We start from the raw sequence: 20,573 nt of genomic DNA, 5'->3' as shown, positions 1-20,573 counted from the left end.
CCGTAATGCTGAGGCACGAAGCATCTGCAACCGATGAAACAGAAGCTTCGTGCCTCAGCATGACAGTGATTATTAAAAAGATTGAAACGAAAAGCGGGACTGAAGTACCCGAATAGCTTCTGTAAGTGCTTTTCAGAGCATGTATTTTTTAAAGGGTTATAAACTTTTTTTATACCTTGATGCAACGTTTTAAAATCTCTTATGTCTTATAATCAGAATCATCAAAAAATTGGAAGCGGTATACGTCGATAAAAACCTGGAATTGGTAAAAGCATGCATGCAGGGCAGCAGGGCAGCGCAGTTTGAATTATACAAATTGTACGCCAAGGCTATGTACAATGTGGCGTTGCGCATTTTAAATTACGAAGAAGAAGCTGAAGATGTTTTACAGGAGGCTTTTTTAGACGCTTTTACAAGAATTATAGATTTTAGGCAGGAAACCACTTTTGGGCTTTGGTTAAAGCAAATCGTAATTAACAAATCGATTAATTATTTGCGTAAGCGTAAAATGGAGTTTGTAAGTACGGATGAAATTAGCGAAGTGCCCGACGAGGTTAGTTTTGATGAATATGAGGTGCAATTACAGGCTGAAGATATTCGAAAAGCCATTACCGAATTGCCAGATGGTTATCGGGTTGTACTGAGTTTATACTTGCTGGAAGGTTACGACCATGAAGAGATATCGCATATTTTAAAAATTAGTGAAAACACAAGTCGCACCCAATACATGAGGGCGAAAAAAAAGTTAAAAAGTATTTTAGAACAGAAAGGGATGAGAGATGAATAATAGATTAGAAACCTTTGTTAAGGATAACCGTAAGGCATTTGATGTAATGGAGCCATCGGCAGGGCTTTGGGCAAAGATTGAACAAGAACTGGATGGTAAAAAAGAAAAAAAGTCGATAAAGCTGTATTTATGGATGAGTGCGGCAGCATCTATCGTGGTTGTTTTCGGTTTAGTTTGGTTATACGCAGGAAGAACGCAAAATGAGGCAATCGAAATAGCAGATGTTAATGCGGCTGCGGCTCAAAAGGAAGTTCATTTTACAAATCTAATTACCGAAAAAAGAGACAGCTTGGCCATTTTTGCTTCGGCAAATCCAGAGCTGTATAAAAAATTTACGGCAGATTTAAAAAAGCTTGATGAAGATTACGAAAGATTAAAATCTGAGCTGCCTAGCACGCCCAATCAACTTTTTTTGGTTAAGGCAATGGTAAAAAACAGAGAGCTTCAGCTGAATTTATTAAGACAACAATTAATGATTATAAACCAGGTTGACGATTATAAAAAAGTTAATCAGATTTAGAATAGAAACATGCGCTCAACACATTTATCGGGCTTAAAATCGGTCGGCAGGATTTAAGCAGGTAAGTGTTTAATAATTAATAATATGAAAACGATAAAATTATTTTTAGCCTTTATGGCTTTAATCGCCGTAAAAACTTACGCTCAACAGGGCATTGTGGTTAGCAGCCCATCAGAAAATTATGCTGTTAACACTATAACCACTAGTTCAGTTAGTTCATCGAAAAATGCACCAATAAGTATTACCGTAAGTAATCAAACAGGTGGCGATGCTGAACGTTCTAAGTCGTTTAGCAAAACTTTTAGTGTTGATAACGGTGATAAAGTTAGTTTTAATAACCAGTATGGTTCTATGGTAATTAAAACCTGGGACAGGAAAGAAGTTAAAGTAGATGTAGAAATCAAAGCCTACAGCAACTCGGATAGTGATGTTCAGAAACTAATTGATGAAGTTACTATAGATGCGAACAAAACTGGCGACCAGGTTTCTGTTAAAACTAATATGAGTGATAGAAATGGTCGTTATGGTAGAGTAATTACCAATGGCAGCACAAAGTGGAGAAGAGAGATAAAGGTAAACTACGTAGTTTATATGCCTGCAGTAAATGCATTGACGGCTCAACAACAATATGGCAATATCGAATTGGCTGATTACTCTGGTCCGACATCTTTAAAAGTTCAATACGGAAATTTAACGGCTGGTAACTTAAATAGCGGTAACAATTACATTTATGTACAATACGGTAAAGCAACTATTCAGGATATTAACACAGCTGTGGTAAAACACGAGTATGGCGGTGGCGTAAGCATCGGATCGGTTGGTACTTTACAATTAGATGCAGAATATGTTCCTGTTAATGTTAATACGATTTCGAAATCGGCAAATATAAAGATCCAGTATGGTTCGGGTTTAACCGTTGGTTCTATTGCCGGTAATCTGCTTTTAAATAGCGAATATGCTAAAGTAAATATCAATAGTGTTAAAGGAAATACTGTTATAAAACAGGGTTATGGAAGTTTATCTATTGCAAATGCGGGCAAGCTTTCGATTAATTCGGAATACACGAATGTTACTTTGGGCACATTAAATGGCGATGCAAACATTAAGATGGATTATAACAGATTAAGCGTTGCTGAACTTACACCAGCTTGTAAGAGCTTTATTTTTAATGGCGAATATGCAAGCGCTGGAATTGGCTTTGCAAGCAATTATAACGCTAATTTTAATATTACCACTACGTATGCTGGTTTTAAATACGGTTCGAATGTTTCTGCAACTAAAAATAGCGATGATGATGAAACCAAAAGATATTCGGGTAAGGTTGGTAATGGTAGCGGAGGTAGTATAAATATTAGGTCGGAGTATGGCGCCATAACCTTTAAATAAAAGATTTTAACCAAACAAATTTGAGTCTTGCCAAAATTTTGGCAAGACTCTTTTTATATTTACCCTACCATGAGAACTTTCTTATTACTTATTATTTTATGTTCAGCTTCTTTTGCAAATGCACAAACAAAACCAGTTAAATGGGCTACGCAAGAAACCTTTTTCGAAGAATTAATAGGTAAAGATTTGCCAGATTTCAAAGGGGTTAACATAAATAATAAACAATTTTTATCAAGCAGTTTAAAGGGTAAAATTGTGGTAATTAATTTTTGGTTTGAGGCTTGTCCGCCTTGTGTTAAGGAAATGCCCGAACTAAATAAACTGGTAGATAAATATGGCGAAGCTGGTGTTCGTTTCATTGCCATAACCTATGATTTACCTAAATCGGCCAAGAAGTTTCAAAACCAAAGTGGTTATAAATATGAAATTGTTTCATTAACTGATGATGAGATCAGGAAGTTAAATATCAATCACGGTTATCCAACAAATATTTTAATTGGTAAAGATGGTAAGATCATTAAAGCGATTAATGCTGTCTCTTTTAATAATGAAATCCCATCAATAAAAGAACAAACCTTAGTTTTTGAAGAAAAGCTTAAAGCGGAAATAAATAAAGGCTCGAATTAGATTCATCAGCAGGCATTAAAAGATCTCAAAGAGAAAATTCTAGTAAACGATATAGAATTTAAATATGCTTATCTTAGTTTTAGATAAGTATTATTTTGCGTAATAATAATAAGGCTTCTCATCCCATAAATTTAGTTATGAAATCTTCATTAAGTGAAAAGGTCTATTTAACAATTGCAGTAATTGTATTGTGGTTTGCAATTGGTCTTCAATTTAATTTGAGTTTAAATACTTTAAATGACGATGTATGGGCAACTTTGAAAATAATGTTATCTTTTTTTACCGTGCTTTCTAATATTTTATGTGCAATAGCTTTAACGGTTATATTGTTATTTAAAAATTCTAGTGTGGGGCAGTTTTTTGAGAAATCATCTACAAAAGCAGCAATAACTGTTTATATTGTTATTGTAGGAATAATTTATAATCTAGCTTTACGTGGATTAGCGGTTCCGAGTGGTTGGCATAGCGTTGCTAATGAGTTGTTGCATGTGATAAATCCTCTGCTTGTTTTAGTTTACTGGATCTTCTTTGCAAATAAATCTAATTTGGAATATAAGAATGCATTTACCTGGTTATTGTACCCATTGCTTTATATAATTATGATTATTGTCCGTGGAATCATGATTAATAAATATCCCTACCCATTTATTAATGTTGTAGAGTTAGGTTATCCAAAAGCACTGCTAAATACGCTTATAATTCTAATTGTTTTCTATCTTGTTTCTGTGCTCTTTATTTTCGCAGGAAAAAGGCAATCTAAAGCTTAGAGAATATATTCTTCGTTAATTGGTTTTACAGGTTCAGGAATATCTTCTTCTTTAAGCATCTGTAAAAGGTTAATTTCGATGGTTCTCGTAATCTGGTTTAATGGAACACCTGCCGAATTATTTTCGAACGGATTAACCAAACTCATTCCGTTTATTTGCGTAGATACGAACACAAAACCGATCATCCAGCCTAAAAATATTGATGCAATACCGGCCGATTGGCTAATAACCAATGTAAAAGTAACTACAAATAACCAGATAAATACTTTGGTTAAATAGGTGTAAGTTGTTGGGAAAATGGTGTTTTTTATACGCTCGCTCATGCCCATCGAATCAGAAAACCGGGTAAGCATTTCATTAATTTCTATAAACCTAAAACCATCAATTGCATTTGCTTTCGATAATTTTTGTAAATCTCTTGATTGAATATTTAGCAATGCGTTGTGAATGTTCTTGTGCTTTTCTATCTCCGCCAAATCTTCTGCCGATAAATATTTAGTATAGATTTCATCAACAGTTCCACGTAAATTTGCTTTTAATGCATATAAGAAAGCAATGTGCCTGTAAACCATTTTTTTAACACTTTCATCATCATGATCTACGTAGTTAATTAAAGATCTGGTAAACGACCTGGAATCGTTAACTAAGGCACCCCATACTTTTCTTGCCTCCCACCATCTATCGTATGCTTGATTGTTGTTAAAGCCAATAAAAAAAGCAATAGCTGTACCTAAAACCGTTGGAATTATCGCTGGGATTTCGAAATGGTGGGCTATTAAATATTCGCGAACAAGGTATGCTGCGGTACAAGAAGCAATCATAATAAGATCAACTTGCCATGTATTCCTTAAAATTCTACTTATTCTAATGTTTTGTACTAAAAGCATATGTTCGGTTTTGTGTATGAAAATACAAAAGTAATGCGAAAATGTTTTATTGTAACAATTTAAATCAGTGTAATTGATCTTATTGTTTTGTGACACAAATGTTTATCTTAGAAAACCAAATATTCCTAGTAATTATGAGTGAAGCTCTTCCAAAGAACAATATTTTTAAAGTTATTGGCGCATCGTCTTTAGGTACGCTAATCGAATGGTACGATTTCTATATTTTTGGAAGTCTTGCCGTTATTATCGGTCATCAGTTATTTCCTGAAGATGCAGGTGCATCAGCCCTAATTAACACTTTAGCAATCTTTGCTGCAGGTTTTATTGTTCGCCCTTTTGGTGCATTGGTTTTTGGCAGGTTAGGCGATTTAATAGGTAGGAAATATACATTTTTGTTAACACTCGTTTTGATGGGTGGCTCTACATTTCTAATTGGCTTGATTCCATCATACAAAACCATCGGTTACGCAGCACCCATATTAGTTTTAATTTTAAGATTGATACAAGGCTTAGCGCTTGGCGGAGAGTATGGCGGCGCAGCAACTTATGTTGCCGAACATGCACCAAAAAACAGGCGAGGCTTTTTTACGAGCTGGATTCAAACTACTGCAACTTTGGGTTTGTTTTTATCGTTGGGCATAATTGTAATTACAAAAAATATTTTAGGAGCAGAGACCTTTAGCGATTGGGGTTGGCGGATTCCATTTTTGTTATCAATTGTTTTGGTAGGTGTATCGATTTACATTCGAATGAAAATGCACGAATCGCCCATGTTTTCCAAATTGAAAGCAGAAGGAAAAGTTTCTAAAAACCCACTTAAGGAAAGTTTCAATAATAAGGCAAATTTTAAAATGGTTTTGCTGGCATTATTTGGTGCAACAATGGGGCAGGGCGTAATTTGGTATACAGGCCAGTTTTATGCGCAATCTTTTTTAGAAAATACCTGTAAACTCGATTTTAACGATTCGAGATACATTTTGCTTTGGGGAATTGCTTTTGCCACACCTTTTTTCGTTGTTTTTGGAGCATGGAGCGATAAGGTTGGCCGTAAATGGATTATGCTTGCGGGTATGCTTTTAGGAATTGTTTTTTACCGCCCGATTTATCAAACTTTTTTAGACGATACAAGTATTGAAAACTTCAATCAATCAAAGCAAACATCTTCTGTTGTTGGTTCACCTAAATTTACGGCTATCGCAAATACCAGTGATACGCTAAGAACAGTAGAAAACAAATTTGCTTTTGAAAATGGTTCAAGTTATACCAAAGTTCAAACCGATACGATTTCAACTTCGAAAGGAATTTTAAGCGCTAAAGATTTAATTAAAGACAAAGTGCTGCCAAATCCAATTTTTTGGAAATTTGTGGGGTTAATTTTCTTCCAGATTTTATTGGTTACAATGGTTTATGGACCAATTGCTGCATTTTTAGTAGAACTTTTCCCAACTAAAATTCGCTATACTTCAATGTCGTTACCTTACCATATAGGTAATGGTGTTTTTGGTGGATTAGTACCATTTATCGCAACCTTGATCGCAAGTTTTAGTGGATCTACGCCATTATCAGGACTTTGGTATCCGATAGGAATTGCAGCACTAAGTTTAATTATTGGAACGGTTTATTTATCAAACAAAAGAGACGAAAACATTAACGATTAAATATTATGAATGCGTTAAAGAAAACTTTAGGTTTAGCCTGGATGGTTTTAGGGCCGTTAGCCATGACTTTTTTATTTATTCAGGCGATAGATAAAATAGGCTTAACCCACACCAGCATAGAAAGAACAAATACCATTTTACAATGGAGCATTATTCTGTTCATTTTCTTCCCAATTTGCCTGGGCTTAATGATATTTGGATTCTACGCCTGGAAGGGCGAATATGAAAAACTCCCAGAAAATTCTGAAGAAATTTAGTTAATACATAGTCCTATTTGAGCCTGTAGAAGAAAAATTTCTCAAATTTAAGTCCTTCGACAGGCTCAGACTGACAGGGGTATAAATGATTAATCTAAATTATAAAACTCTTAATAGTAATCCTTTTAAATATTCTCCTTCGGGGAAAGAAATTCGAACTGGATGATCTTCTGGTTGACAGAATTGTTTAATAATTTGAACTTCTTTACCTGCATCTAATGCTGCCCAGGCAATAATTTGTTTAAAGGTTTCGATATCTACAGCACCTGAACACGAGAAGGTTGCAAGTAAGCCGCCTTTTTCTAAAAGCAGCATTCCTAGGCGATTTAAATCTTTATACGCTCTTGCAGCACGATCTAATGCAGAACGTGATGGTGCATATTTTGGTGGATCTAAAACCACAATATCGAACAATTCGCCCGTTTCTTTGAAAGCTCGTAATTGCTTGTTTACATCAGATTGTATAGCTGTAATTTTGTCGGAGTCGAATTTATTTAATCCTACATTTTGTTTTAGGGTTTCAAGGGCTAAGGCCGAGCTATCTACACTGGTGATACTTCTCGCTCCATTAGCAAAGCTATTCAAGCTAAAACCTCCGCTATAACTAAAGCAATCTAGAACTTTTTTGTCCTTAGTATAGCTTGCTAAAATACTTCTGTTATCGCGTTGATCGCAATAAAAGCCAGATTTTTGTCCTTCGGCGATATTAATGTTGTAGGCAATTCCATTTTCTTTAACCTCTAAAAATTCTGGCGGGTTTTCGCCCCACAACAAGCCATTTTCTACCGCTAAACCTTCATGACCACGAGCCGTTGCATCACTTTTATCGAAAATCCCCTTGGGTTGTAATTCTGCTTTTAAAATCTCAACAATATCATTCTTTACCTTTTCAATGCCAGAACTCAGGATTTGTAATGAAAGAAAATCGGCATATTTATCAACGATTAAGCCAGGTAGAAAATCGGCTTCGCTGAAAACTAATCTGCAAGTATTCGTTTTATCAGATAAAATAAATTGACGAGATGCAATAGCCTGGTGCAAGCGATTTTGATACCATTCTTTATCGATAGTTTGTTCTTCATCCCATTCCAAAAGCCGAACGGCAACACGAGAATTGCTATTGTAATAACCGTAGGCAAGAAATTCATTATCAAAAGCAAATAACTTTACAACATCTCCATCTTCTGGTTTCCCTTTAACTTTTTCTAAAGCGCCCGAAAATACCCAGGGATGCCTTTGTAATGCTGCTTTCTCTTTGCCCTTTTTTAATACGATTTCTACCATGGAGCAAAGGTAATAATTTATTTCTTGCAAGTCTTCGGCAGATGAGACCTGATGCATTCAGTAAAAATATATTGCTTTTTACAAAAACCTGTTTCCCAATTGTTTTTGCATTCTGATGAGCTCTGTATCCAAAACTTTTGTTTCAAATTCGGTAATTGGCCTTTTGGCTTCAATCATAGAAATTAGTAATTCTGTTGCTACCTGACCGATTTCGAATGCGGGTTGTTTAACTGTTGTTAAGGATGGGCTAAACAACTCGACAAGATTGGAGTTGGTAAAGCCAGCAATAGCAATTTTATGGGCCACTTCTGGATTTGTTTTTCTTAAGGCCATAATACAACCTGTTGTTAAGCGATCGCTCGATATAAAAATTCCATCGGGCTTTAATGGTAAAAGCTCTTTAACGGCTTGTTCTAATTCGATGCTGTGCATGCCGCCATGCTGGCAATATTTAACGAGTTCGGGCCTAAATTCGATATGGTATTTAGCTAGAGCGGCTTTGTAACCTTCTAATCTTTCTTTAGTGTTCGAAAGCGTTTCTGAATTGGTTAAATGCGCAATAACTCTTTTTCCTGATAAAATAAGATGTTCAGTAGCATCAAAAGAGCCCTTGAAATTATTGGCAATAACTTTATGGGTTTCGAAATTATCGGGAACACGATCAAAAAAAACAATTGGTAAGCCTTTTGAATATAAATCGCGTAGGTAATCGATGTCTTGTGTTTCTGATGATAGTGCAATTAATAAACCATCAATAGAACGGGATGCGAGATGCTCAACATTCAGCTTTTCCTGCTTGTAAGACTCGTGGCTTTGAGAAATGATTACGTGATAATCTTTAGCGTAAGCAATGGATTCGATACCATTGATTACCTGCGAAAAGAAGTTGTTTGCAATTTCACTTACAATAATCCCGATAGAATAGCTCCTTCTTTCTTTTAAGCTTCGGGCAATAGGATTAGCTCTGTAATTTACCTTTTCGGCATAAGCCAGAACTGTTTTTTTAGTTTCTTCGCTAATTTCATAACGATCTCGTAAAGCTCTGGAAACTGTAGAAGTAGAAAGTCCTAAAGCTTTTGCAATATCTTTTATAGTTGAAGTTTCGAATCTCATTTTTTGTACTTGCCCCCCAAGTTACGAAAAATATATCTCCTGACCGTTTTGAACCCGATTTTTAATAAACGTTGAAACTACGTTTTTGGGAACGTTTGCACAGATTTTTAGTTAAAACTGTATTCAAACGGTTTTTAGTTTGTAAAATTGTTACATCAACGTAGCCAAATATTAACCAAGAATATTTCTATAACTAAGAATAATATTCTAAAAGTAAGCGTTTGTACACGTTTCTATAAAACCAAATATTCAAACAAAGAACAGTTATGAGCAGAATTTTACTCTTTTTTAGTGTATTCGCTTTTTATTTCAGTACAGCACTGGGTCAAACCAAACAAGTAACAGGTACTGTATCAGAAGAAGGAGGCGAGTCTATCCCAGGCGTTAGCGTTTTAATTAAAGGAACAAAAACAGGAACGCAAACAGACAATAATGGAAGGTTTTCGATTTCGGTAGCTCCTGGTACCATTTTGGTTTTTAACTACATTGGCTATAAAACAAAAGAAGTTTCGGTAGGAAATCAAACCAATATTAAAGTTAGTTTAGCATCAAACTCAACTGATTTGGATGAGGTTGTTGCAATCGGTTACGCTACTGTAAACCGTAGAGATTTAACTGGATCTGTTTCATCTGTAGGTGCAAAACAATTAAAAGATATTCCAAATAATTCATTGGCAGAATCAATTGCTGGTCGCTTGGCTGGTGTTCAGATTACAGTTTCAGAAGGTACGCCAAATGCAAGTGCTCAAATTAGAGTGCGTGGTGGCGGCTCAATTACACAAGACAATACGCCCCTTTATGTTGTAGATGGTATTCAGGTAGAAAATGCTTTATCTGTTTTATCTCCTCAGGATATTGAAAGTATTGATGTTTTAAAAGACGCATCAGCTACGGCAATTTACGGTTCGAGAGGCGCTAACGGTGTGGTTTTAATTACTACCAAAGGCGGAAGGGAAATGAAAACCCAAATTAACTATAATGGCTTAGTCGGTTTCAGACAATTGGCTAACAAATTGGAAGTGATGAATCCTTACGATTTTGTTAAATATCAATATGAAGCCAGTCGTGGTAATGCTACAGCAGAAAGTTTGTATTCAGGTTATTACGGTAATTTTAGTGATTTAGAAAGCTTTAAAAGCGTTCCTTTTGTAGATTGGCAGGAAGAATTATTCGGCAGAAATGCTTTAATGCAAACTCATAATGTAAGCGTTACAGGTGGCGATGCAAAATCGACTTTTAACTTAAGTGTTACATCGAATACAGAAGATGGCGTAATGTTAGCTTCGGATTTTGATAGAAAGTTGATTAACTTCAAATTCGACCACAAGTTTAATGATAAATTAAAAGTTGGTTTTAATGTTAGATACAATAACACGGTTGTAAACGGTGCTGGTACAAGTAGCGAGGGTTCTTCTTCGCTTAACAGATTACGTCAGGCCGTTAAATACAGACCATTATTGGTTAAAGGACAAGATATTTATGCTTACGACCCTGATTACGCAAGTGAAACCAATGGAAATAGTCTTTCACTAGTTAACCCGTTGTTATTAAATGATGCGGAGTACAAAAAGGTTTTTACCAACGTAACTAACTTTAATGGTTATTTTAGCTATAATCTTTTTAAAGGCATAACATTTAAAAGTACATTAGGCTTAGATTTTAGCAATAACCGTTCTGATGTTTTTAACGATATCATTACGAACGAATCCAGATTAGTTGGTTCTTCTCAACCAATTGCTTCTATTGCAACCAGTAACAGGCAAACGCTAAATAATTCTAACGTTATTTCATATTCAAACTCTGGTTCAAAAACAGAATTTAGCAAACACCATAGTTTCGATGCCTTAATCGGGCAGGAACTTTATCAGGATAGAGTTAAAGCCTATTATATCGAAAACAGATTATTCCCAATCGGGATTACTGCCGAACGTGCTTTGGCAAACATGGCTTTAGGTACTACACCAGCGGGTGCAGCAACTTCCAGCGATTTAACCGCAAGATTATTTTCTGTGTTTAGTAGATTTAATTATTCGTTCGATAAGAAATACTTGTTAACGTTAAGTGTACGTGCCGATGGTTCATCAAAATTTGCCGAAGGAAATAAATGGGGCTACTTCCCATCTGGGTCTGTGGCCTGGAGAATTTCAGATGAGAAATTTATGGATAAAATTAAATCTGCTATTCGCTTAAATGATTTAAAACTTAGAGTAAGTTATGGTGAAGCAGGTAATAATCGTATCGCCGATTTCTTATATACAACCCAATTTAAACCAAGTGCATTTTACGATATAAATAACACTTTGGTAACCGCATTAGTAGCTACTGAACTTTCAAATCCTAATTTGAAATGGGAAACAACAGTTTCTAGAAATTTAGGTTTGGATGCTGGTTTCTTAAACAACAGATTACAATTCTCATTTGATGTTTACAGCAATAAAACCAAGGGACTTTTAGTAAATAACCCATTCCCTTCTACTAGTGGTTATGCATTCCAGTTGCAAAATATTGGTTCAACTAGCAATAAAGGTATCGAGTTCCAGATTAATGGTACACCTGTTCAAACTAAAAACTTTTCATGGTCAACTAACTTCAATATCTCGTTTAATAAAAACAAAGTTGAAAGCTTAGGCGATTACCAAAAATCGTTTTTAATTAATTCTGGATGGGCAGGAACAAACGTACCTGCAGATTATCAGGTAGCAGTAGGGCAAGCGGTAGGTAAAATGTACGGATTGGTTAACGATGGCTTTTACAAAATAGAAGATTTTAATTATGCTAACGGTGTTTACACTTTAAAACCAGGTGTTCCTAATAATTCAAGTGTAACCTCATTAACGCCAAAACCAGGGGTTATTAAATTTAAAGATTTAAATGGAGATGGTGTTGTTGATATTACCAACGACCGTACAATAATTGGCGATGCAAATCCGAAATTTACGGGTGGTTTTAACCAATCGTTTACTTACAAAAACTGGGACTTAAATGTGTTTGTTAACTTCCAGGTTGGTAACGATATTTTAAATGCAAACAAACTCGAATTTACAAGCGGATACACCGCAAACGGTAACTTATTGGCCACAATGAATGGCAGATGGAGAAATGTAAACGATCAGGGCGTTGTGGTTACAGATCCGACAGAACTTGCTGCCTTAAATGCAAATGCAACACTTTGGAGTCCGTTAACCAGTAATAGTTCTTTCTTCGTAAATTCATACGCGATTGAAGATGGCTCATTCCTAAGAATCAATAATATTACTCTTGGTTATACTTTACCAGCAGATTTATTAAGGAAATTTAAAATAAACAGAATGCGTTTATATGCTACTGTAAATAATCTGGCGGTAATTACAAACTATTCAGGCTATGATCCTGAAGTGAATACACGCCGTGCAACAGGTACCACTCCAAGTGTAGATTATTCGGCATATCCACGTAGCAGAGCATTTATTTTCGGTATCAATTTTACGCTATAAACTAATTAGAGCAACAATGAAAACTAATTTAAAATTAATTATAGGCGGAATTTTTATCACCGCATCAATTTTCACAATTTCTTCGTGTAAGAAATTCTTAGAAGTAGAACCAATTTCATCTTTTGGTAACGATTACGTTTTTAGTAATGTTACCAATGCGCAAAAGGCATTGTTAGGTGTATATTCATCACTTGGCGGAGATCAGGGTTATGGCATTCGATTGAGCATGTATTATCCTTACGATAATGATGAAATGATGGGGCAGGGCGGAACGCCTTATCCAGATAACGAACGTAGGGACATCGCTCACTTTAATGTTCAGCCAGCAAATACGCAGCTTGCAGGTCCGTTTAACCAGTTATATGTAGGTATAGAACGTGCAAATATTTGTATAGATAACATTCCGAAAATGGATGCTTATACAAATGGTAGTACAGCTGATCAAAAAGAACTGAAACGTCTTTATGGTGAAGCTTTGGCTTTAAGAGCTCAGTTTTATTTTGAAGTAATTAGAAATTGGGGCGATGTTCCTGCTCAGTTTACTTCATCTATAAATGTAAGCGATCCTTACAATTCAAGAACCGATAGAGATACAATTTACAATCATATAATTAGAGATTTAGCTGTAGCAGCGCCTTTAGTGCCTTGGCGTACAGAATCATCAGTTACAAGTGATCGACTTAGTCAGGGTGCTATCAGAGCCTTGCGTGCGAGGTATGCATTGTTTAGAGGCGGATATTCTTTGAGACAAGATAAAACAATGAAGCGTAATGCAGATTACAAAACATTTTATCAAATTGCTAAAGATGAGTGCGCAATTATTATGGCAAGAGCTGATCATAAACTTAATCCGAGTTTCCAATCTGTTTTTAAAGATGGTGTTAATGCACACAAATTTGAAGCTAACGGCGAGGTTTTATGGGAAGTTGGTATGACGGGTGGCAGCTCGGGTGTTGGAGATAGTAAATTAGGTTATTATAATGGACCACGTCAGTTTACGGTTGCTACACCAGGAACAACAGCGGTTGGTAATGCAGCCTTAACCATTCTTCCAACTTATTTCTATGCATTTGATGCGAATGATAAACGCCGTGATGTTACTTGTGCGCCTTACGATAATAACCTGGATTTAACCTTACGCCCACGTAGTATGGTTACCATGCTTGATGGTAAATTTAGAAGAGATTGGCAAAGTCCTTCAGTTTTAACAAGTGCTGCACAATATTTTGGTGTTAACTGGCCAGTTATTCGTTTCTCCGATGTTTTATTAATGTTTGCAGAAGCTGATAATGAGCTAAGCTCTGGGCCAACTGCAGCAGCGAAAAGTGCTTTTGAACAAGTTAGAACCCGAGGTTTTGGTGGTACTGCATCTTTAATAGGAACTACACCTTCTGATTATACTGGTTTCTTTAACGCTTTGGTAAAAGAACGTCAATTTGAATTTGGTGGCGAAGGTATTAGAAAGTACGATTTAATCAGATGGAATATGTTGGCTTCTAAAATTGCCGAAACTAAAGCGAATTTAGCATTAATGGCTGCAAAAGCTGCTCCTTATGCTACTTTACCAGCAACGATGTATTACACACCAAATCAAACAACTGTAGTTTGGCTAAATTCATTTTATACTGCATCTCCGGCAGCGCCAACAGGTTCTGCAAGTGTGGCTTGGGTAAACGCAGCAACAATAAACAGCACTTTATTAGCTTATTATGCCGTAGCCTTTACACCAAATAAAAGCGAATTATTGCCATTGCCTCAAACGGTTATCGATGCGAATCCAAAATTGGGTGGTCAGTGGTATGGTTACTAATTGGTGAAATATATTAATACAAACAACTATTTATTTGGAAAGGGCGATAACTTTATCAGCCCTTTCTTTGTTAAAAACTGATTCTGTTATTTATAATATTTGAAGTTGTTTAAATAAAAAACTTAAAATGAAAAGAACACTGCTTTTAGCTTTGGTCGTGTTGTCAGGTATTTTAGCATCATTTACCTTTATCCAAAAGAAATCTACAATTTATATTATCGGCGATTCTACAGCGGCAAATAAACAGCCTAAGGCTTATCCCGAAACTGGTTGGGGAATGGAACTGCAATCTTTTTTTAATTCAGAAATTGTTGTAGATAACAGGGCTTTAAATGGAAGAAGTACCAAATCATTTAAGGCAGAAAAACAATGGCAACCTATTTTGGAAAAGCTTGCACCTGGCGATTACGTACTTATTGAGTTTGGGCATAATGATGAAAAAATAGAGAAGCCAGGCATCGGGACATCATTAGCAGAGTTTAAAACTAATCTCATTAATTACGTTAATGAAACAAGAAGTAAAAAGGCAGTACCTGTTTTACTTACGCCAATTTCCCGAAGAAGTTTTAAGAACGGGGTATTATTAGATTCTCATGGCGATTATCCCAAAGTAACCAGAAAGGTCGCCGATTCTTTAAAGGTTCCCTTGATCGATATGTTGGTTAAAACCGAAAACTTGTTAAATAAACTTGGAGATTTGCCATCAATAAAATTATTTAACTATGTAGATTCGGGAAATGTAAATTATCCCATTGGAAAAAAAGACGATACACATTTAAGTCCAGAAGGAGCAAAGCAAATTGCGGCTTTGGTTGTAGATGGAATTAAAGAGCGTAAACTTGGTATTGCTAAGAAATTGAAGTAAAAACTTTCGTCATGCTAAACCTGTTTCAGCATTATAGTTTATAATATGAATCGTAATTTCGACCGAAGCGGAGAAATTTTTAAATAGCTATTAACCACTTGAAAAATTTCTCCGTTTCGCTTTACTCCAGTCGAAAAGGCGATATAATTTTAAAAAATATACTTCGTGCTCAAGAAATTCGAATCGTTATCGCTAACAATTTCGTTTAATAATTTCTTGTTGCTTTCGGTAAGTTTAGTTGCAACCAACGAACGTATAGAGAACGAACGCAATGCATCTACAACAGAAAGCGTTCCTTCTGCACTGTCTTTTCTGCCTGTAAATGGAAATGCATCAGGACCGCGTTGGCATTGACAATTTATATTTACACGACTTACCTGATTGACTAAAGGATCGATAAGCGATGAAATAACAGCTGCATTATTGCTAAAAATACTTACTTGCTGTCCGTGTGGTGAGCCGATTAAATATTCAATTGGTTCTTCCAAATCATCAAAAGGAACCACTGGAACAATTGGCCCGAACTGCTCTTCTCGATACAATTTCATGTTGCTGTTTACAGGGTAAACAATAGCAGGATAAACAAAAGTTTCTAAGGTTTGCCCTCCGTTTTTATTCACCACTTTTGCGCCATGAGCAACTGCATCATCAATACATTCTTTTAAGTATTCAGGTTTATTTAATTCAGGAAGAGGGGTTAAGGAAACTCCTTTTTCCCAAGGCATACCGAATTTTAATTTCTCAACTTCAGTAGATAAGCGTTTTAAAAACTCTTGTGCTAAACTGCGGTGCACGTAAACAATTTTAATTGCCGTACAACGCTGACCGTTAAAAGAAAGCGAACCTAAAACTGTTTCAGAAACTGCTAAATCTAAATCAGCATCTTTTGTAATGATGGCTGCATTTTTTGCATCTAAACCTAAAATTGCTCGTAAACGATTAACTTTTGGATGTAGTTTTTTTAACTCGTTGGCTACCTTGCTCGAACCAATAAGCGTTAATACATTAATTTTTCCTGATTTCATCAAACCTGGAACAATAGTATTTCCACGGCCATAAATTGTATTTACAACACCTTTTGGAAAGCTAGAACGAAATGCTTCTAACAAAGGATAGTGCAATAAGGTACCGTGTTTTGGTGGTTTGAATAAAAGCGTATTGCCCATTATCAGGGCTGGAATTAATGTTGTAAAAGTTTCGTTTAACGGATAGTTAAATGGCCCCATACAAAGCACAACGCCAAGTGGCGAACGACGAACCTGCGCCACAATACCCTGCTCAATTTCGAAACGTGAAGATTGACGATCAATATCTTTCAAGGCATCGATGGTTGCATAAATGTATTCAACTGTACGATCGAATTCCTTAAGCGAATCGGCATACGACTTGCCAATTTCCCACATAATTAGTTTGGCAACAATTTCTTTTTGCTCAAGCATTTTATGCGTGAAATTTTCTACGCAGGTAATACGGTCGGCAACACTCATGGTTGGCCATTGCCCTCGACCATTGTCGTACGCAGCTACGGCAGCATCTAAGGCCTCAGTAGATTCTTTTTCTGTACAAACAGGGAAACTACCAATGCGCTTTCGTTTCAAGCCATCTGCTGTTTTTACGCATACTGGAGAAAACACTTCATTAAAAGGTCCGCTCCAGGTTTTCATTTCTCCGTTAGAAAGAAATTCCTTTTGATTGATTTCTTCCTTGAGCCTGAATTCCTCAGGAATCTGGCTTTCATCAACGAAAATACCTTCGAGATTTAAAGTTGTGCTCAATTTGGTTTGTTTTAAAGGGTTTATAGTTAGGTAAATCTATAGTCTTAGTATAGATTTATTGTATTAATGTAAACTGATTTAACATTTGGAGCCTGGCGATAAGCCCCAAATGTTTGAAATCTATATTATTTTAGTTCTATTACTTTGTATTTTGGTACTAATGATTTCATTACTGTCCACCCGATTAAGTAGCAAACCGCACATATAGAGAATATGATAAAATATCCTGCCTCTTCGCCTTTAAAGCCCATGAAAACAATTTTGTTTTTACCAGTATAATCGAATAGTAATCCCGATCCCTTATTGATGATGAATGAACCGATCCCGCCAGCCATACCGCCAATTCCAGTAATAGTTGCGATTGCTTTTTTCGGAAACATATCGCCAACAGTAGAAAATATATTTGCCGACCAGGCTTGGTGCGCCGCACCTGCGATACCTATAATAATTACTGGAATCCAATAAGTAATGTGACCTAATGGTTGCGCAGCTAGCGCCAAAAGCGGGAAAAAAGCAAAAATTAACATCGCTCTCATTCTGCCCTCGTAAGGATTCATGCCCTTTTTATCAACGAAGTATGTTGGTAACCAACCGCCAATTATTGATAATAGCGTAATCATATAAAGTACAAATAATGGGAATGCACTCTGAGTAGAGTCCATCCCATAAACAGATTTTAAATAAGCTGGTGTCCAGAATAAGAAAAACCACCAAACGCCATCAGTCATAAATTTTCCGAAAGCAAAAGCCCAGGTTTGTTTAAATTTAAAGCAATCAACAAAAGATACTTTTTCTGTAGTTTCCTCTACATAATCAACAAGTTTTCTATCGTTAATAACATCTTGCTGAATGTAAGCTAATTCTTCAGCGCTAACTCTTTTATGTAGTTCGGGCTTGTTGTAAACGAAAACCCATAAACCCATCCACACAAAACCCAATGCACCAATAATGATAAAGGACATTTCCCAGCCATATGCTTTAGCAATAAAAGGAATTGTAATTGGTGCTGCTAATGCACCAACGGTTGCACCTGCATTAAAAATACTTGTTGCAAAAGCTCTATCTTTTTTAGGGAAATACTCTGCTGTTGCTTTAATTGCAGCTGGGAAATTTCCAGCCTCGCCAACGGCTAAAACAAATCGGGCGAAAATAAATAAGGTAACGCTAACAGAAACTACCATTCCTGTGTTGTTAATTTTTGAAATGATTTCTTTGGCACCTTCAAAGCCTACAAACCAGTTTCCGTTTATTATTCCTGCTGTTGCAATGCCACAGAAAGCGTGTAAACATGCACCAACTGACCAAACGCCAATTGCCCACAAGAAACCCTTTTTTGTATCAAGTTTATCAACCAAACGACCTGCAAAAAGCATCGATATTGCATAGAAAATAGAAAACAAGGCCGTAATATTTCCGTAGTCGTTGTTATCCCAATGGAATTCTGGTTTAATAAAATCAGTCCATGTTAAGGATAGTACTTGTCTGTCTAAATAATTTATCGTAGTAGCAAGAAACAAGAGTAAACATATTGTCCATCTGTATTTGCTTGTTTTGGGTTGGTTCATTTGGTTAGGTTATTAAAATCTTTTACTTACTCTGCTTAATTAAGTCAATTGCCAATTTTGTGTTGTCAAATAATTCGTCATAAAGCCCTTTGCTCATCACATCCTTACTGATTAATTTGCTACCCATTCCAACTGCACAAACCCCCGATTTAAACCAGGTTTTTAAATTTTCCAAGTTAATTTCAACGCCGCCTGTTGGCATAAAAAGCTGTCCTGCAAATAAATCTTTAATTGATGAAATAAACTCTGGGCCTAAAATATTTGCTGGGAAAATTTTAATTAGCATAGCTTTATGTTCTTGCGCAACACTAATTTCAGTTGGCGTCATACATCCAGGAATCCAAAGCATTCCAATTTTATTTGCAATTTCTGCAACCGCAGGATTAACAATTGGTGCAACAATAAAATCAGTGCCAGCTTCAATAAAAGCATTTGCATCAGCAGGTGTTTTTATGGTTCCTATACCTAAATATAAATCAGGCATTTCCGCATCGCGGATTTCTTTCAACTTTTTAAAATTCGGCAATGCCGATTTACCACGGTTGGTATATTCGAAAACACGTACACCTGCTTTGTATAAAGTACGAAGGATTTCCACGCTACCTTCTTCACTATCCTGGTAAAAAAGTGGTAACATACCTTGCTCTAAAATGGCATCTAAAATTTTATGCTTATTGCTTATCATCTTATTATTCTTTTTTCTATTTCGGCAACCGTACTTGTTGTTGCATCACTTGGAATATATAATTTATCGTATGCTGCTGCGGTAGCAAAATTTAAAGTTTCGCTAACAGGTAATCGATTGTAGAAACCGTAAATTAATCCTGCCATAAAACAGTCTCCACTGCCTACTTTATCTAAAATTTCGTCAGAAACATATTCTTCTGAAACCGTTAATTCGTTATTTGTATAAATTGTGGTATAATATCTTATACCTTTTCCATTATCGAAACGGAAAGTATTTGCAACAGCTTTGCATGCTGTAAACAAACTTAATATTTCTTTCGAAGTATCAGTAGCTTGTTGCAGTAACGTTTCCTTTGCGTAGCCTTCTGTTGGTTTTAAATCATCATGAAGCGCTGTTCCAAGCATTTTATTTGCAGCCCAAACATTTCCCATTATTAAGGTGCAATATTTGGCTAATTCGGGTAAAATATTGATAGGCTCTTTCCCGTATTTCCAAAGCTTCGCTCGATAATTAAGATCTAATGACACGGTAATGTTTTTTGAGCTGGCTACTTTTAAAGCCTCTACACAAATATCGGCGATTGATTGATTGATTGCAGGACAGATTGCGCTAAAATGAAACCAACTAACATCTTCAAATACTTCATCCCAGTTTATTTGGCCAACCTTCAAATCTGCATAGGCAGAGTTTGCTCTATCGTAAATTACACCAGCGTTTTTTAAATCTTTTCCTTTCGGAAGATAATATAAACCCAAGCGGTCGCCATGGAACACCATAGGCGTTGTATCAATATCTCTTTTATCGAGATAATCTATAATTTCTCTAGTAACTGAGTTATCGGGCACGGCCGAAAGGTAAGCAGATGGTACATTCCAAAGTGCCAAAGCTGTAGCTACATTTAGTTCTGCACCGCCAACATAAAAGGGTAATTTATTTTCTTTAAGCCATTCGCCATCCATATCTGGGCAAATGCGTAAAAGAATTTCACCGAAGCTTAAAACTTTTTTTCTATTTTCTGATTGTGGTAATATCTGGTTGCTCATTTTTATGTTGAACTGGCATTTTTCTGCTTATTTTTAATTCGAGGCAGAAAACCAAAGGAAAACGATTG

At 36.0% G+C, this 20,573-nt stretch carries 17 protein-coding genes; 10 read left to right on the top strand and 7 right to left on the bottom strand.

All coding sequences use genetic code 11. From position 1 onward, the window contains the following. Positions 1-229: 229 nt before the first annotated feature. The 5 genes from ABD692_RS14410 (at position 230) to ABD692_RS14390 (ending at position 4,087) form a co-directional block, all read left to right on the top strand. Positions 230-787 (top strand): RNA polymerase sigma factor, encoded by a 558-nt coding sequence (locus ABD692_RS14410; protein WP_316755130.1) that lies wholly within the window; start codon positions 230-232, stop codon positions 785-787. Further along, a complete protein-coding gene (locus ABD692_RS14405) occupies positions 780-1,307 on the top strand; it encodes a hypothetical protein (RefSeq protein ID WP_344768090.1) in 528 nt (175 codons plus the stop codon). Before ABD692_RS14410 ends, ABD692_RS14405 begins: the two co-directional genes overlap by 8 nt. Before the next feature lie 84 nt (positions 1,308-1,391). Further along, positions 1,392-2,693, top strand: coding sequence for a hypothetical protein (locus ABD692_RS14400; RefSeq protein WP_344768088.1), 1,302 nt, complete (start codon positions 1,392-1,394; stop codon positions 2,691-2,693). A 69-nt stretch (positions 2,694-2,762) separates the two neighbouring features. Next, positions 2,763-3,320, top strand: coding sequence for a peroxiredoxin family protein (locus ABD692_RS14395; RefSeq protein ID WP_344768087.1), 558 nt, complete (start codon positions 2,763-2,765; stop codon positions 3,318-3,320). Between the two features lie 137 nt (positions 3,321-3,457). Continuing rightward, complete coding sequence (locus ABD692_RS14390; protein WP_344768085.1) at positions 3,458-4,087, top strand: Pr6Pr family membrane protein; 630 nt, start codon at positions 3,458-3,460, stop codon at positions 4,085-4,087. On the opposite strand, the gene ABD692_RS14385 is transcribed toward ABD692_RS14390, so the two are convergent. Beyond that, positions 4,084-5,070 carry a bestrophin family protein gene (locus tag ABD692_RS14385; protein ID WP_486352093.1) on the bottom strand — a complete coding sequence of 329 codons (987 nt, stop codon included), beginning with the start codon at positions 5,068-5,070 and terminating at the stop codon, positions 4,084-4,086. The two genes, ABD692_RS14390 and ABD692_RS14385, sit on opposite strands and share 4 nt — an antisense overlap. Positions 5,071-5,108: 38 nt before the next feature. On the opposite strand from ABD692_RS14385, the gene ABD692_RS14380 reads away from it, so the two are divergent. Both ABD692_RS14380 and ABD692_RS14375 read left to right on the top strand, forming a co-directional pair. Continuing rightward, on the top strand, positions 5,109-6,632 hold the full coding sequence (locus ABD692_RS14380) for an MFS transporter (protein ID WP_344768082.1): 1,524 nt from the start codon (positions 5,109-5,111) through the stop codon (positions 6,630-6,632). Positions 6,633-6,637: 5 nt separating this feature from the next. Next, the gene (locus ABD692_RS14375) at positions 6,638-6,889 is read left to right on the top strand and encodes a DUF6814 family protein (protein WP_344768080.1); all 252 of its coding nucleotides are present in this window, start codon (positions 6,638-6,640) and stop codon (positions 6,887-6,889) included. 99 nt (positions 6,890-6,988) lie between these two features. Here the strand turns inward: ABD692_RS14375 and ABD692_RS14370 are convergent, their stop codons facing one another. Both ABD692_RS14370 and ABD692_RS14365 read right to left on the bottom strand, forming a co-directional pair. Continuing rightward, positions 6,989-8,173 carry a class I SAM-dependent rRNA methyltransferase gene (locus ABD692_RS14370; RefSeq protein WP_344768484.1) on the bottom strand — a complete coding sequence of 395 codons (1,185 nt, stop codon included), beginning with the start codon at positions 8,171-8,173 and terminating at the stop codon, positions 6,989-6,991. Positions 8,174-8,251: 78 nt separating this feature from the next. Next, complete coding sequence (locus ABD692_RS14365; protein ID WP_344768078.1) at positions 8,252-9,286, bottom strand: LacI family DNA-binding transcriptional regulator; 1,035 nt, start codon at positions 9,284-9,286, stop codon at positions 8,252-8,254. A 266-nt stretch (positions 9,287-9,552) separates the two neighbouring features. On the opposite strand from ABD692_RS14365, the gene ABD692_RS14360 reads away from it, so the two are divergent. From ABD692_RS14360 to ABD692_RS14350, 3 genes are all read left to right on the top strand, one after another. Next, on the top strand, positions 9,553-12,759 hold the full coding sequence (locus ABD692_RS14360; RefSeq protein ID WP_344768076.1) for a SusC/RagA family TonB-linked outer membrane protein: 3,207 nt from the start codon (positions 9,553-9,555) through the stop codon (positions 12,757-12,759). Positions 12,760-12,775: 16 nt separating this feature from the next. Next, positions 12,776-14,569 (top strand): RagB/SusD family nutrient uptake outer membrane protein, encoded by a 1,794-nt coding sequence (locus ABD692_RS14355; protein WP_344768074.1) that lies wholly within the window; start codon positions 12,776-12,778, stop codon positions 14,567-14,569. Positions 14,570-14,696: 127 nt separating this feature from the next. After that, a complete protein-coding gene (locus tag ABD692_RS14350; protein ID WP_344768072.1) occupies positions 14,697-15,434 on the top strand; it encodes a rhamnogalacturonan acetylesterase in 738 nt (245 codons plus the stop codon). 149 nt (positions 15,435-15,583) lie between these two features. On the opposite strand, the gene ABD692_RS14345 is transcribed toward ABD692_RS14350, so the two are convergent. The 4 genes from ABD692_RS14345 to ABD692_RS14330 form a co-directional block, all read right to left on the bottom strand. Then, on the bottom strand, positions 15,584-17,209 hold the full coding sequence (locus ABD692_RS14345; RefSeq protein WP_344768070.1) for an NADP-dependent glyceraldehyde-3-phosphate dehydrogenase: 1,626 nt from the start codon (positions 17,207-17,209) through the stop codon (positions 15,584-15,586). Positions 17,210-17,334: 125 nt separating this feature from the next. Beyond that, positions 17,335-18,774, bottom strand: a complete 1,440-nt coding sequence (locus ABD692_RS14340; RefSeq protein ID WP_344768068.1) for an MFS transporter — start codon at positions 18,772-18,774, stop codon at positions 17,335-17,337. 22 nt (positions 18,775-18,796) lie between these two features. Continuing rightward, positions 18,797-19,459 (bottom strand): bifunctional 4-hydroxy-2-oxoglutarate aldolase/2-dehydro-3-deoxy-phosphogluconate aldolase, encoded by a 663-nt coding sequence (locus tag ABD692_RS14335; protein ID WP_316755157.1) that lies wholly within the window; start codon positions 19,457-19,459, stop codon positions 18,797-18,799. Further along, positions 19,456-20,505: a PfkB family carbohydrate kinase gene (locus tag ABD692_RS14330; RefSeq protein ID WP_344768065.1), complete on the bottom strand. Its 1,050-nt coding sequence runs from the start codon at positions 20,503-20,505 to the stop codon at positions 19,456-19,458. Before ABD692_RS14330 ends, ABD692_RS14335 begins: the two co-directional genes overlap by 4 nt. Positions 20,506-20,573 lie beyond the last annotated feature (68 nt).

Source organism: Pedobacter ginsengiterrae, assembly GCF_039537385.1.
Lineage (GTDB): Bacteria > Bacteroidota > Bacteroidia > Sphingobacteriales > Sphingobacteriaceae > Pedobacter > Pedobacter ginsengiterrae.
The sequence above is the reverse complement of the archived record's forward strand: the minus strand, read 5'-3'. Positions and strand labels throughout refer to the sequence as shown.